Origin of the sequence: Bradyrhizobium sp. ORS 86 (genome assembly GCF_045571475.1) — a bacterium.
Lineage (GTDB): Bacteria > Pseudomonadota > Alphaproteobacteria > Rhizobiales > Xanthobacteraceae > Bradyrhizobium.
Genome location: NZ_CP120699.1, coordinates 2709221 through 2723164, shown reverse-complemented (window position 1 = coordinate 2723164; position 13944 = coordinate 2709221). Strand labels below are relative to the sequence as shown.

Below are 13944 nucleotides of genomic sequence, written 5' to 3'. Positions count from 1 at the left end.
GTCTAGATGGCCTTGATGGGCAGGAAGCGTGCCACGATGGCGCGAAGATCCCGCCAGCAGACCGCGCGATAGGGGCCAAGTTGCGATGCTGCGACGGCGGCGACGAAGATCATCGCCGCTGATATCGCATACAGCGACACCACATACCACCATGACGGCGCGTGGTCGAATGATGCATGGCCGAGCCCGGCGCGCAGCGCCAGCGCCGTGACGATCCCGGCGCCGAGCGGTGCCAGGACGAAATGAACGACGCGCGACCATATGTCTGCAAGCCTGAAAGTCCGCCGCAACAGGAAGACCGTGGTGACCATCTGCGCGATCATACCGACACAGGTGCTCCAACCAGCCGCCTGCCAGCCGAAGTGCGGCAACGCGATCGCGCTGGTCGCCAGCGTGAAGATTCCTGTCAGCAGCGAGATCAGTGCATTGGAGCCGGATCGCCCCTGCGACAGCAGATAGAACGCAAACACATTGGCGCTCGACCCAAGTATGCCACTGATTGAGAGCACCACCAGCACCAGTTGAGCTTCCGCGGCCACCTCGGCGCCGGTCCATCGATATAGCAGCGCTCCGGCGACCGGGATGAGGCCACCCAGCGCGCTCGCGGCGAGCACGTTGAGGATCCAGGACGAACGCAGCAGGAGGTCGACCTTGCGATCCTCGGCCTCTCTCTGTAGCGTGCTGAAGAACGGAAACAGGATCTCGCCGATCTTCAGCACACCGATATAGACCGCCTCCTCCAGCCGCTGCGCGACACTGTAGAATCCGACGAACTGCGGCTGCAGCAGGGCCCCAAGCAGATAGCGATCCGCCTGCCCGGCAAACAGCGCCCCGCTTTGTGCCGCGAGTTGCCAACCGCCAAGCCTGGCGAGCGCGCGGAGTGCGCCACGATCGAGCGCAGGTCTCGCGAGCCAACCTCCGATGATGCGCCGCGACCAGGCGACGGCCATCAGAAAATTCGTCGCGAAGCCCAGCGCCTGGCAACCGAGAAACGTCGAAGAACGCGGCGCCAGCGGGATCAGCAGCAGCATCGACATCGTCGTCACCAGAGTGCCCGTGATGCTGATCGACGCGATCCGCCGATAGTCCTGTCGAGCCGTGAACAGGGACAGAAAGACCGCGAACAGGCACTGGAACAGCCAGCCGGCGCCGGCCAGTGCGAACGCAAGCCCAAGGTCGTCGGCGGCCGGCCCGCTCAAATGAAATCCCAGTCGCGCGAGCGGTGCCCCGGCCAGGCCGAGCAACAGCGCGATCAGGCCGCCCGCGACGATGGCGAGCGTCAGCGCGGTCGCGAAGAAGCGCCGCGCCTCGTCGCGATCGGCTGGCGCCAACCTCTGCGCGAGTTCGCGCGCCGTCGACAAACCGAGCGCATTGCTGAACATCAGGGCCGGCGCGACGCAGGCCGTCACCAGCCCCGCGACACCGAACGCGGCGAGGCCGAGACGAAAGATCACGAACGGCAGGATCGCCAGGTTGAGCAGCACCGCGACCGCGAAGGCGATCGCATTCCATGCCGAGTTCCCGAGCAGATCCGACGGACCTTTTTTCAACGCCATGCCAGCTTTCGGACCATCGCTTCGATGCGCCTCAAGTGCCTCGTCCATCAAGGCAAAACCCCCTCAGCACCGGGACCGGGCTAGCAGCCGGCGCGGCAATTGTCGAGGGTTGGTGGACCGCGCCCCGGCCGATGCTGCGCGCGAATTGGCCGTTGATTCTGCCCGCCGAAACCGCCTATCTGGCGTTCTCCACGCCGAATTTCACTGACATCGCAAGGCCTGAAAGCAGCACCGTGGCCACTGACCCTATTCCGTTCAACCGGCCTTACATGACCGGGAAGCAGCTCGACAATATCGCCGAGGTGCAGCGTGCCCTGCACCTGTCCGGCGACGGCAGCTTCACGACGCGCTGCCATCGCTGGATCGAGCAGCAGACCGGCTGCGCCAAGGCACTCCTGACCCATTCATGCTCGTCCGCGCTCGACATGACGGCGCTGCTGCTCGACATCGCCAAGGGCGACGAGATCATCATGCCGTCCTTCACCTTTGTCTCGACGGCGAATGCGTTCGTGCTGCGCGGCGGCGTACCTGTCTTCGTCGACATCCGCGAGGATACGCTCAATCTGGATGAGCGCCTGATCGAGGCCGCGATCACGCCGCGCACGCGCGCGATCGCGGTGGTGCATTATGCCGGCGTCGGCTGCGAGATGGACACGATCATGGCGATCGCAAGACGGCACGGGCTGGCCGTCGTCGAGGACGCGGCGCAAGGTGTCGCGGCCTCCTACAAGGGCCGCGCGCTGGGAGCGATCGGCGATCTCGGCAGCTTCAGCTTCCACGAGACCAAGAACGTCATCGCAGGCGAAGGCGGCGCACTGCTGGTCAACGATCCCGCGCTGGTCCAGCGCGCCGAGATCATGCGCGAGAAAGGCACCGATCGCGCCCGCTTCTATCGCGGCGAGGTCGACAAATACACCTGGCAGGACGTCGGCTCGTCCTACTTGCCGAGCGAAATTAACGCGGCATTCCTCTGGGCGCAGCTCGAAGAAGCCGAACGCATCACCCGCGAACGGCTCGCGCTGTGGCAGCGCTATCACGCTGGCCTGGAGGAGCTTGAGCGGCAGGCATTGCTGCGGCGACCGATCGTGCCGGCAGACTGCCGGCATAATGGCCATCTGTACTACGTGCTTCTGGCGCCCGGCGTCGACCGCCAGATGGTCCTCCGGAAGCTCAAGGACAACGGCGTCAACTCCGTGTTTCACTACGTGCCGCTGCATTCGTCCCCGGCCGGTCGGCGCTTCGGGCGCGCCCATGGCGACCTGTCGTTGACGACATCGTTGTCCGAGCGCCTGATCAGGCTGCCGATGTGGGTCGGGCTGACCGAAAGCCAGCAGCAACGGGTTTGCGATCTGCTGGGCAGGATCCTCAAGGCGTGACCATAACGGCCGCGCCAGCGGTTTCGGAGCGCTAGCATCGGCGGAATCGGAGCCAAGCCCTGGTCCGGTTGACCGGGAGCAGCTAGTCTCATCCGCCCGAGGCGGTTACAGAGTCTCTCAACTAGCGTACCTGCAAGATGATCTGGAGCGGGATGTGGCGCAACGAATTAGCGGTTTATATCAATTGGTCCGTGTTCCGTTGATCTATAAAGGGCTGATGTTTGCGCTTGGCGCCGACAATGCAATAAAGCGCTATGTGAATGAGGTCCTAGAACCAGCGCCTGGCATGAAGATGCTGGACGTCGGGTGCGGACCAGCAAATATTCTCGCCTACCTGCCTGCGCTCGACTATACGGGCATCGACCTCAACGAGAAGCACGTCGATTATGCCCGGGCGTTTTACGGCAACCGCGGCCGCTTCATTGTCGGTAACGCCGCAAACGACCTCGGTCAGGATGAGCATAGCTTCGATCTCATTAACGTTTCGGCTCTGCTACATCATCTTTCCGACAGTGAAGCCATTACCATGTTCGCTTCCTTGAAGCGCTTGCTCAAGCCGAATGGAAGGATTGTCACGTTTGACAATGTCTGGCTTCCCCAGCAGCGCGTCACAGTCAAGCTTATTAACAAGCTTGACTCTGGCCTGAATATTCGATGGCTTGGGGGCTACCTGGAACTGCTGAACGGTCTGGATTTCGATGTGCAGACCCGCGTGTTTCATGACCTGCTCCGTATACCTTACGACCACATCGTCATGATCGCTCGAAACAGTCCGAGGCCGCAAAGCGGCTAGACGGCGCGGCCGCTCTGTCTGGCGTTGCAGCACGAGAGTCTCGGTGTGGCCGGCCTTCTGCAAAGGCGACCTCCCGCACGGCACTGACCTGCCATCCTGCGTGCGTGTCACTCTGGCGCAGGCGAACGACCTTTTGAGTCGCCCGGCCGAGCGTCAGCGCGATAGCGTCGCCTTCGCCCACGACCGCTCCGATCAGCGCCAACGCCGGGTGATCAGGTGCGGCCGAGGCTGGCGGTTTGGGTCAGCTCTGCCATTGGCGAAGCAATCGCAGGTCGCATCGACGACCGCGAGGCTGAGAACAGCGGCCGAGCCACGGTGGCGGCCAGGGCCGATAGCCGCACTGACCACAGCGGATTTCCCCTAGCCGGCTCCTGAGTCGGCCGCCCAGCGGGTTCAGACCGCCGACATCGACGGAGTCAGAGCCCCGGTCTGGCCGACCGGGCGTGCGTCCAGCGACATAGCCGCCTTCGGCTGGGAATGCCGAAAAGACGATCACTGCACCCCACAGCAGCGTGGAGATCGAAAGTTTGGACCGGCTGACCGTCCCGCCCTTGGACGGCGGCCGCATCGCCCTAGTCTGGCTAGGCGCGAAGCGTGGCAGCACATCCGTGATCCCATCACCAGCAAGGTTTCCGTGGCGACGTCGCGCAAGCGCGGCTGTTGGCGCCAAACTGGGTACCACCCGAGCGGCATCCCAGGGTGCCGACCGATCGTACCGATGGCAGCGCCTTGTCGCCCAAGCTCAACAGCGCCTCGCCCGGCCAACTGAGCCAGTTCGCGAAGTGCCAGGAACAGCCCGACGGGAGAATGCGGTCAATCACCGCACTGCGACCTTCGCGACATAGGCCACAAGCCTAGCCGGGATCGCGATCTCGGCACGGCGAGTAGAGTGAGGAGTCTGGGCCAAGTGGCGGCGACCGCGGATATCGCCGACCCAAACCCGCCGGAATGGCGACCGGACTTTTCGCGACATAACGTTTAATTGTAACTCGACCAGAAGTGATCACCTGCGACGGTTGCCTTCGTCAGACTCCGCGGCTCGCGAAGCTAAAGCTTTCTTCGAGCCACGACCACTCGACTCCCGCCGACCGGCCATGCCCAGCCTGATAAGGTGAGGCTGACCTCAGTGTTCAGCGCCGTGCGTAGAAGTGCGTTGAGCGCTGGCGACACCGACAACTCATGGGCGACCGCCTCGCCGCGAGGCTTGCGCAGCCGAGGTCTGAGTCGGTTTGCCGCCATCAACGGCAACACAACGCTAGCGTAGGAGCTAGAAAACAAGATATCGAAGCCGGCAGCCCGCAACTTTCGCTCGAGTTCGCCCCGGCGATAGCGGCGGACATGATGGGCGGCCTCATCGGCGTCACTCCAAAGCGCGGGATGTTGCGGAACGGCAGCGATGAATCCTCCACCGTCCGTAAGTGCCGCATGAACTTCGCTGATTACAAGCTCTTCCTCAACGATGTGCTCAAGCACGTCATATGCGCCGATGAGATCGAACGCGTTTCGCGCGGGGATGCGGCGTGCATCCATCTGCACGAACTTGGCACGATCACCCAGCCGACGAATGGCATGCGACAGCCCGGACGGATGCAGTTCGGAACCTGCAATGCTCGACCACGTACGCGAGTTCACCATACTTCTCAGCACCACACCCGTGCCGCATCCAATTTCAAGATAGTGCATCGCCTGCGGAAAAAACCTAGCCGCAAGCCCTGTTAACAGGCGGTTCCGTGGCTCGAACCAGAAATGGCCATCTTCATGCCTGGCGAGTTCGTCGAAAACGAGTCGGTCAAACCCGGTCTGCGCGTACGCCAATTCCGGCGCATATAGCGGAAGATCGTCAACTGCTTCTGTAAGATGACCACATTCCGTACATTGCCAGCCCGGTGACCATAGCGGCTCACAACGACCAACTGTCTCAGCGGTTCCGCAAGCCAGACAGAGACGTGCCCGCCCGAATCGCTGTGCACCAAGGTCACTTACTCGCCACAACCCCGGACCCTCGCCTATTCAATTGTCAGATTTCACGTCCGACGCAGAACAAAGAGTTTTTGCGTGCCATAGTCGCCAGCCGCCGGAAGCATGGAAAAGAACCGGTTCCATTCCATATCCGCGCGGTTCGGATCGACGACATCACCCGCGATCCTAGCCAGCAGTGGTTTTATGATTCGGGTGCCGATGAAGTAAGTGCTTGAGAAATTGGATATCTCTTCCAACTCCAAAAGCTCCGTAGCGGCGGAGCGGACTAGATCTTCGTCCACATAGTTGTTGAACGCGGGCTCCGGAATCGCGGGCATTGCCCATTCGGCGCGGAACGAATTCAATCGGTTCAGCCCTTCGCGCGTCGCTTCCGACAATAGTAACAGACCTCCCGGCTTGACCGTCCTTCCCGCTTCGCGGATAGCTGCGACTTGCTTGTTGCGGTCCGGGAGGTTGATGATTACCCGCGCCACAATCGCGACGTCGTAGTACGCAGTCGGCTCGTCTAGACCGTTGATGTCACCGACCGCAAAGCTTGCGGTCCCCCTGAGGCTACGCTGTTGCGCCAACTCGGTCTTTGCGGCGGCAATCATCTCCGGAACGTAGTCAACGCCCTTGATCGCGATCTTGAAACGCTGCGCGTACTGCTTCGTGGAGAAACCATTGGCACAGCCGATATCGATCACCTTCATGCCATCGCGGAGACGTTTTGATATCTCGGTGATCTCGAGATTGATCGCATTAACGTCTGTCCACGAGGCCCTATGATCGGCACCGAAGGTAAGTGCCTGATTGCGCCAATAGTCCCTGATCTGATTCCCATCCAGCTTCATGCAATAGGCCTTCAATCAGGCTGTTAATTCGGAACGCGACGTCGTTTCGGCGACGATGTAAAGCGGGCGACCTCTGGTTTGCTCAAGGATCCGCCCAACATAAATTGCGGCAAAGCCGATCCCGACGTTCGTCACGCCGGCAGCAAAGAAAATGGCCGTCATCACACTTGGCCAACCCTGCAGCGGGTAACTCGGATTAACGAGTTTTTCAATCACAATTTGGATTGCCATCACGAAGCTCGCCAATGCCATCAACAGGCCCAGCACGATCGAGACATACAAGAGCCGCGTCGAAAAGCTAACAATGAGAGTGATGGCGAAGCGAACGCGCTTGACGAGCGTGTAGCTGCTTTGCCCCTGACCAGCCGGAGCGTGTTCGGCTACGATGCTAGTGTGCCTGAACCCCACCCAGCGCAAGATACCGCCGTAGAACCTTCCTGGTTCGCGCAGCCGACGGAACGCGCGAACTGCGTTTGCCGATACAATAGAGAAATTCCCTTGCAGGCGATTGTAATCTTCGCCCGATAGTGCATTCAGGAGCAAGTAGAACGCGGCAGCGAACACACGGTACAGCCAACGCTCCGGTCGATTTGCGCGGTTGACGAAAACGACGTCATAGCCTTCCTGGGCCTTCGCGTAGAGATCCGGAATAACCTCAGGGCGGTCCTGCAGATCCGCGTCCATGACCACAACCCACTTCCCCTCAGCATGGTCAAGACCCGCACTGATTGCGACATGCTGGCCAAAATTTCTTGCCAAATGAAGGCCCGTGACCCTCGGGTTTGCTCGCGCGAGATCATTGATCGTAAGCCAGGCGTCGTTCGCACTGCCATCGTCGACCAGTAAGATCTCGAAATCATCCGTGATCTTCGAGAGCGAGGTGACTAAGCGCCTTACAAGCTCAGCCAACGTCATTGCGTGCTGATTGTAGACCGGCGCAACGATCGAGATCTCAGGCATCCGGCTTCGAAGCTCACCAGCCCAGCAACCCGCCCAAAAGAAATCGCAATTAACTACCGATGGCAGGCGCCCAAAGACACGCGGGTAGACAACTTCGATAGCTCATTGGACGACCAAATACAACTATGTTGGCCAGGCTAGAAGCCGAGGTCGCAAGCAACTCGTCCCGCCTCGCGAGAGAAACAACCTAATGAATGAGGAAACCGCCCGTATGCACCTCGTTCAGGTAATGCACCCAGGCTGCGACGTTGAAGCTCGCATTGTCCAGACTTGCGTGACCATCATCAGGAGCAGCCTGAAAGACCGTCTGCGAAATGCTGCCGATCATGCCTCCTCCTTTGTTTCCAATATTTAGAAGCGGACCGCCCGTGGACCGGCTGGTGTCAGGATGGGTTATGTCCGGCTCAGCGCTCGAGCTAAACAAAAAATTGGCCTCAGCCAACGCAGGCGCGCGGCTCGTTGCAGCGGGGTTATCGGCCAATTGCGTCGCCGTTAACACTCCAACGACGCCATCGCCGTTCAGGTCCTGGTGGAAGCTCGTTTCCAACGACTCCAACGCCGTGCTATTGCCGGCATACACCGCGTAAGACTGGAAGTTGCCGCTGCTGTCGGTGCTCCAGATCGAGAACTGGTTAGCCCCAGCGTTCTTGAACGCCACCTCGTAACCGCTCGCCGTCTGCTCCACGCCGACTGCCACATAGGGGTCGAATTGCCCCCAGATGACCGGCGCGCCCTGGTATTTCAGCTCGACACCCGCACCGCCGGCAACAGGGTCAAAGAAGTAGTTATTGCCGACCTCGACCAGACTTGTCGCACCAGCGGATTCGATCGTCGTGATCGTAGCGCCAATGACGCCGTCGCCGTTCAGATCCTGGTGAAAACTCGTCTCCAACGTCTCCAGCGCCGCGCTATTGCCGGCATACACCGTGTAAGACTGGAAGTTGCCGCTGCTATCCGTGCTCCAGATCGAGAACTGGTTGGCCGCAGCGTTCTTGAACGCCACCTCGTAACCGCTCTCCGTCTGCTCCACACCGACTGGCACATAGGGGTCAAATTGGCCCGAGATGACCGGCGCCCCCTGATACTTCATTTCCACACCGGTGCCGCCGGCAACGGGATTGAAGAAGTAATTGTTGCCGACCTCGACCAGACTGGTCGCACCCGCGGCTTCGATCACCGGGAAGCCGATCGAACCATCGCCGTTCAGGTCCTGGTGGAAGCTCGTTTCCAACGACTCCAACGCCGTGCTATTGCCGGCATACACCGCGTAAGACTGGAAGTTGCCGCTGCTGTCGGTGCTCCAGATCGAGAACTGGTTAGCCCCAGCGTTCTTGAACGCCACCTCGTAACCGCTCGCCGTCTGCTCCACGCCGACTGCCACATAGGGGTCGAATTGCCCCCAGATGACCGGCGCGCCCTGGTATTTCAGCTCGACACCCGCACCGCCGGCAACAGGATCAAAGAAGTAGTTATTGCCGACCTCGACCAGACTTGTCGCACCAGCGGATTCGATCGTCGTGATCGTAGCGCCAATGACGCCATCGCCGTTCAGATCCTGGTGAAAACTCGTCTCCAACGTCTCCAGCGCCGCGCTATTGCCGGCATACACCGTGTAAGACTGGAAGTTGCCGCTGCTATCCGTGCTCCAGATCGAGAACTGGTTGGCCGCAGCGTTCTTGAACGCCACCTCGTAACCGCTCGCCGTCTGCTCCACACCGACTGGCACATAGGGGTCAAATTGGCCCGAGATGACCGACGACCCCTGATACTTCAACTCGACACCTGCTCCGCCGGCAACAGGATTGAAGTAGAAGTTCGCACCCATCTCGACGAGGCTGATTGAACCAGCAGACTCGATCGTGGTCGGAGTGGTCAGAATTCCGATCAAATCGGACGCTGCGATCGCGATGTTGCCCGTCAGGTCGATCGCAAAGTCCGCGATGCCATCACCGTTGATGTCGCCCTGCACCACTGTTACGCCGAGCGAGCTGTTGTAGCGGTAGTCGAGTTCGCCCGCAGTATGGTCAAATCCCGAGAGACCGATAAAGCGGAAAGCGTCCTGCACAGAGGTCGTGCTGATCGCATCTATGCCACTGAGATCGATGTGGTCTACGCCCGAGACAAAATCTGTGATCAGATCATGCGTCCCGCTCGCCGCGGTCACGTCCCCGGCTGCAAACACGAACGTGTCGGCGCCCGCACCGCCGGTCATCGTGTCGGCGCCGGAGCCGGCGACCAGCCGGTCGGCGCCGGCTCCACCGATCAAAGTATCGTTGCCCGCACCGCCCACCAGCGTGCAGCCGTAGTCGTTCGCGATCAGTGAGTCGTTGCCGCTGCCGGCAATCGCTGTCTGGATGATCGTGTTGGTCGCGATACCGATGTTGTGGATCAGGCCGCCGATCGAGGAGAAGGCACCGGGATGCAGGTCGATGGTCTGTGCGACGGAGTATCCGGAGCAGTCGAGCGTATTGCTGCCGCCGCTGTCATAGATCGTGAAAGCGGGTGGCTGGCTGTAGTTGGCGAAATTGAAGATCGCACCCGCGTTGCTGTTGAAGCCGTAGACGGTGTTGCCCGTCCGCGTCGTGGTCGCCGCGCCGTAAATCGAGTCCACGGCATAGATATCGGCCATCTGCGGCGTGACGACGTAGCGATAAGAACTTCCGGAATAGTTATCTTCCGCGAAGTACGACATGATCGAATATTGCCAGGTGTCGTCGGCGTAGATCGCGTCGGTCGAGTAGCTCGCGCTGCCATTGTAGGGGCCCTGGTGGCCGAGGCCGAGTGCGTGACCGATTTCGTGGATGTAGGTCTGGTATCCGTAGCTGTCGATGCCGGTCTTGCCGTCATAAGCACCGCCGTCGGTCGTGATCCAGTCGGAGCTGATATCGACGATCGCCGAGCTCATGATGCCCGAACTGTTCCACACGGCGTTGGTCACGGCCGCCATCGAGCCCGTGTCGACGAAGGTGATATTGGCGCTCGAACTGGTCTGAACGAAGGTCACGTTGGCGACCTCGTGCCAAGCCTCGAGCGCAGACAGAGCGAGCGTCTGCTCGGCGGCGTTCAGACCGTTGATGTTGAACGTGATCGTATTCGACGCCCAATGGTGGGCTATCGTGTTGTTGTACGCCCAGAACCCGTTGACGAGGTAGTCGGCCAGTTGAGCGATCGTCGCCACCGGCTTGGCGGAGCTGGCGTTCGTCGGAGCGGCCGCTGCATTCGCTGCCAGCGGATATTGATCGCCGGGATCACCCAGAAGGGCCGGTCCGCCCGCTATCGCAGTGGACGCCGGCAATGCCGCACCATCCCAATCATCAAAACCGAAAACTCCGAGATCCTCGGACGACAAATGACCTTTTCGCATCACTGTACCTGGAAATGAATTGTCTGGGATGAATTAACTGACGAGGGCTGCAGGATAGCACAGCCGGATCGCCGTCGATTGCTGCAATCTTGCGCAAGCGTCATTGGCAAACCATTAATTGGTGCACGCCGAAAGGACGATTACCCGCTTCCGGAAAGATTATGGCAGAACGGCGGCCGTTCCCTGGGCGCTCCGTAGATTTGCGGGCGTCGTGCCGGACAACGCGCGCTCTCGATCGGAGTAGCCGTTCCGACCGGCCATTCGTTCCAGCCTTTCCCGTTGGGTGGCGGTTGGAATGCCCTGCCAAATTGGCTAAGCCACACAGGCCGGAATCCGGAACGGCCCGCCAAACAAGAGGTGTTCTCAATGCCCTTTCCTCGCGCGTCCCAAGCCCTCTCCCGCTTCACTGTCCTGGATCTGACCCGCGTCCGGTCGGGGCCGACCTGCGTCCGTCAGCTCGCCGATTGGGGCGCCAATGTCATCAAGATCGATGCCCTGCTGGAGGATGGCGGCGGCGAGCAGCCGGGCGGCCCGCGCGGCGGATCCGACTTCCAGAACCTGCACCGCAACAAGCGCGCGATGACCCTCAACCTGAAGGATCCGAAGGGTCTCGAGGTGTTCAAGCGACTGGCCGAGCAGGCCGACGTCGTGGTCGAGAACTTCCGGCCGGACGTCAAGTTCAAGCTCGGCATCGACTATGACAGCATCCGCAAGATCAACCCTCGCATCGTCTATGGCAGCATCTCCGGGTTCGGGCAGGATGGCCCCTATCATAAGCGCCCCGGGTTCGATCAGATTGCACAGGGCATGGGTGGGCTGATGTCGGTCACGGGCGCGCCCGGCGGCGGCCCGATGCGGGTCGGGATCCCGGTGGCGGACCTGACCGCCGGGCTGTTCTGCGCGATCGGCATCCTGACTGCGCTGCTGGAGCGCGACGTCTCCGGCCAGGGCCAATGGGTCCAGACCTCGCTGCTGCAGGCCCAGATCTTCATGCTGGATTTCCAGGCTGCGCGCTGGCTGATGGAGAAGGAGGTCGCCAAGCAGGCCGGCAACAACCATCCGACCTCGATCCCGACCGGCGTGTTCAAGACCTCCGACGGCTACATCAACATCGCCACCACCGGCGGGCGAATCTGGGAGCGCTGCGCCCAGGCGATCGGCGCCCCGGACCTGATCACCGATCCTGACTACGCCACCGCGCCGGCGCGATCCAAGAACCGCGATGCGCTGAACGCGAAGATCAACACGCTGACCGAGAAGAAATCGACCGAGACCTGGGTCCGCGAACTCAATGAGGTCGGCGTGCCCTGCGGGCCGATCTATTCGATCGACCAGATGTTCGAGGATGCCCAGGTCAAGCATCTCGGCATCGCGCAAGCCGTGCCCAACGAGGAGAACCGGCACCTTCAGCTCGTCGGGCAACCCGTGACCCTGTCGCGGACGCCGAGCAAGATGGCGGCGCGGCCGCCGGAGTTCGGCGAGCAGACCGAGGAACTGCTGGTCGAGTTCGGCTTCGGCAAGGACGAGATCGCCGAGCTCCGGCAGCGCAAGGTGGTCTAAGATCTCAAGCCCTTGCCGGCCGCATCAGACGTGTGACGCCGGCAAAGGCCCTGTCGATCACAGGCCAGAACAGCAGCACGATCGCGAGCGTCGTGATCGTGCCGACAAGGCCGTTCGACCAGAACACCTTCATGTCGCCGCCTGATCCGATCATCGACAGGCGGAACGCGTCCTCGGCGCGATTGCCGAGCACCAGCGCCAGAGTGAACGGCGCCAGCGGAATGCCGATCTTCTTGAAGACATAGCCGACCACGCCGAAGCCCAGCATCAGCCAGATGTCGAACATCGCATTCTGGATCGCATAGGCGCCGATCGCGCAGGACACCACGATCATCGGTGCGACCGCTGCGAACGGCACGCGCAGGATCGAGGCGAAGATCGGCACGGTGGTCAGCACCAGCACGAGGCCGACGACGTTGCCGAGATACATCGAGGCGATCAGGCCCCAGACGAAATCCTTGTGCTCGACGAACAGCAGAGGGCCGGGGTTGAGCCCCCACACCATCAGGCCGCCGAGCAGGATCGCCGCGGTGCCGGAGCCGGGAATGCCGAGCGCCAGCATTGGCAGCAGCGCGGAGGTCCCGGAGGCGTGCGCCGCGGTTTCAGGTGCGAACACACCCTCGATGCGGCCCTTGCCGAAGCTCTCCGGCTCCTTGGAGAAGCGCTTGGCGAGATTGTAGCCCATGAACGAGGCCGCGATCGCGCCGCCGGGCGTGATGCCGAGCCAGCAGCCGATGAAGGACGAGCGCACCAGCGTCACCCAGTATTTCGGCAGGTCCTTCCATACCGAGAGCACGACGCGTAGGCTGATGCCGGCAGCGTGCCCGCGCAGCGCCAAGCGCTCCTCCATCGTGAGCAGGATCTCGCTGATCCCGAACAGGCCGATCACCGCGACCAGGAAGTTGATGCCGCGCAACAGTTCGGCAGAGCCGAACGTCATGCGCAATTGCCCCGACACCGTGTCCATGCCGACACCGGCGAGCAGCAGCCCGAGCGACATCGAGATCACCGTTTTGTGCTTGGCCTCGCGGCCAAGACCGACGAAAGAGCAGAACGTCAGCAGATAGACGGCGAAGAATTCCGGCGGACCGAACCTCAGTGCGAATGACGAGATCATCGGCGCCAGGAAGGTGATCAGCAGCACGGCGACCAGCGATCCGATGAAGGACGAGGTGAACGCCGCGGTGAGGGCCTCCGCCGCCCTGCCCTGCTGCGCCATCGGATAGCCGTCGAATGTGGTCGCGACCGACCAGGCTTCGCCCGGGATGTTGAACAGGATCGAGGTGATGGCGCCGCCGAACAGCGCGCCCCAATAGATGCAGGACAGCATCACGATGGCCGAGGTCGGGTCCATCGTAAAGGTCAGGGGCAGCAGGATCGCGACGCCGTTGGGGCCGCCAAGCCCGGGCAGCACGCCGACGAAGATGCCCAGCACCAGCCCGACCATCATCAAGAGCAGCGTCTTCCACGTCAGCAGGACGGCAAAGCCGTGCAGCAGGAGACCGAAGGCTTCCATGTCTCG

The 13944-nt window shown here is 61.5% G+C and carries 9 protein-coding genes; 3 read left to right on the top strand and 6 right to left on the bottom strand.

What is annotated here, in order from left to right; translation table 11 throughout:
- Positions 1–2 precede the first annotated feature (2 nt).
- Complete coding sequence (locus P6U25_RS12245) at positions 3–1556, bottom strand: lipopolysaccharide biosynthesis protein (RefSeq protein WP_407151421.1); 1554 nt, start codon at positions 1554–1556, stop codon at positions 3–5.
- Between the two features lie 269 nt (positions 1557–1825).
- Between P6U25_RS12245 and rffA the strand changes: the two genes are divergently transcribed.
- Together rffA and P6U25_RS12235 are read left to right on the top strand one after the other, a co-directional pair.
- A complete protein-coding gene (gene rffA / locus P6U25_RS12240) occupies positions 1826–2932 on the top strand; it encodes a dTDP-4-amino-4,6-dideoxygalactose transaminase (RefSeq protein WP_407152503.1) in 1107 nt (368 codons plus the stop codon).
- A 154-nt stretch (positions 2933–3086) separates the two neighbouring features.
- Entirely contained in the window at positions 3087–3725 is a 639-nt protein-coding gene (locus P6U25_RS12235) for a class I SAM-dependent methyltransferase (RefSeq protein ID WP_407151420.1), read from the top strand.
- Between the two features lie 1047 nt (positions 3726–4772).
- On the opposite strand, the gene P6U25_RS12230 is transcribed toward P6U25_RS12235, so the two are convergent.
- The 4 genes from P6U25_RS12230 to P6U25_RS12215 all read right to left on the bottom strand — a co-directional run bounded on the left by P6U25_RS12230 (position 4773) and on the right by P6U25_RS12215 (position 10847).
- Positions 4773–5540, bottom strand: a complete 768-nt coding sequence (locus tag P6U25_RS12230) for a class I SAM-dependent methyltransferase (protein WP_407151419.1) — start codon at positions 5538–5540, stop codon at positions 4773–4775.
- A 209-nt stretch (positions 5541–5749) separates the two neighbouring features.
- On the bottom strand, positions 5750–6538 hold the full coding sequence (locus tag P6U25_RS12225) for a class I SAM-dependent methyltransferase (protein ID WP_407151418.1): 789 nt from the start codon (positions 6536–6538) through the stop codon (positions 5750–5752).
- 15 nt (positions 6539–6553) lie between these two features.
- Positions 6554–7498, bottom strand: a complete 945-nt coding sequence (locus tag P6U25_RS12220) for a glycosyltransferase family 2 protein (RefSeq protein ID WP_407151417.1) — start codon at positions 7496–7498, stop codon at positions 6554–6556.
- Positions 7499–7685: 187 nt separating this feature from the next.
- Positions 7686–10847, bottom strand: a complete 3162-nt coding sequence (locus P6U25_RS12215) for a M10 family metallopeptidase C-terminal domain-containing protein (RefSeq protein WP_407151416.1) — start codon at positions 10845–10847, stop codon at positions 7686–7688.
- Positions 10848–11228: 381 nt separating this feature from the next.
- Between P6U25_RS12215 and P6U25_RS12210 the strand changes: the two genes are divergently transcribed.
- Positions 11229–12422, top strand: coding sequence for a CaiB/BaiF CoA transferase family protein (locus P6U25_RS12210; RefSeq protein ID WP_407151415.1), 1194 nt, complete (start codon positions 11229–11231; stop codon positions 12420–12422).
- Between the two features lie 4 nt (positions 12423–12426).
- Here P6U25_RS12210 and P6U25_RS12205 read toward each other — a convergent pair whose 3' ends face one another.
- Positions 12427–13938, bottom strand: coding sequence for a tripartite tricarboxylate transporter permease (locus tag P6U25_RS12205; protein WP_407151414.1), 1512 nt, complete (start codon positions 13936–13938; stop codon positions 12427–12429).
- Between the last annotated feature and the right edge of the window lie 6 nt (positions 13939–13944).

What these genes read in the sequence shown, in the direction of transcription:
- P6U25_RS12245 (WP_407151421.1), bottom strand. Translation starts at nt 1,556, where the DNA reads ATGGCGTTGAAAAAAGGTCCGTCGGATCTGCTCGGGAACTCGGCATGG.
- rffA (WP_407152503.1), top strand. Translation starts at nt 1,826, where the DNA reads ATGACCGGGAAGCAGCTCGACAATATCGCCGAGGTGCAGCGTGCCCTG.
- P6U25_RS12225 (WP_407151418.1), bottom strand. Translation starts at nt 6,538, where the DNA reads ATGAAGCTGGATGGGAATCAGATCAGGGACTATTGGCGCAATCAGGCA.
- P6U25_RS12220 (WP_407151417.1), bottom strand. Translation starts at nt 7,498, where the DNA reads ATGCCTGAGATCTCGATCGTTGCGCCGGTCTACAATCAGCACGCAATG.
- P6U25_RS12210 (WP_407151415.1), top strand. Translation starts at nt 11,229, where the DNA reads ATGCCCTTTCCTCGCGCGTCCCAAGCCCTCTCCCGCTTCACTGTCCTG.
- P6U25_RS12205 (WP_407151414.1), bottom strand. Translation starts at nt 13,938, where the DNA reads ATGGAAGCCTTCGGTCTCCTGCTGCACGGCTTTGCCGTCCTGCTGACG.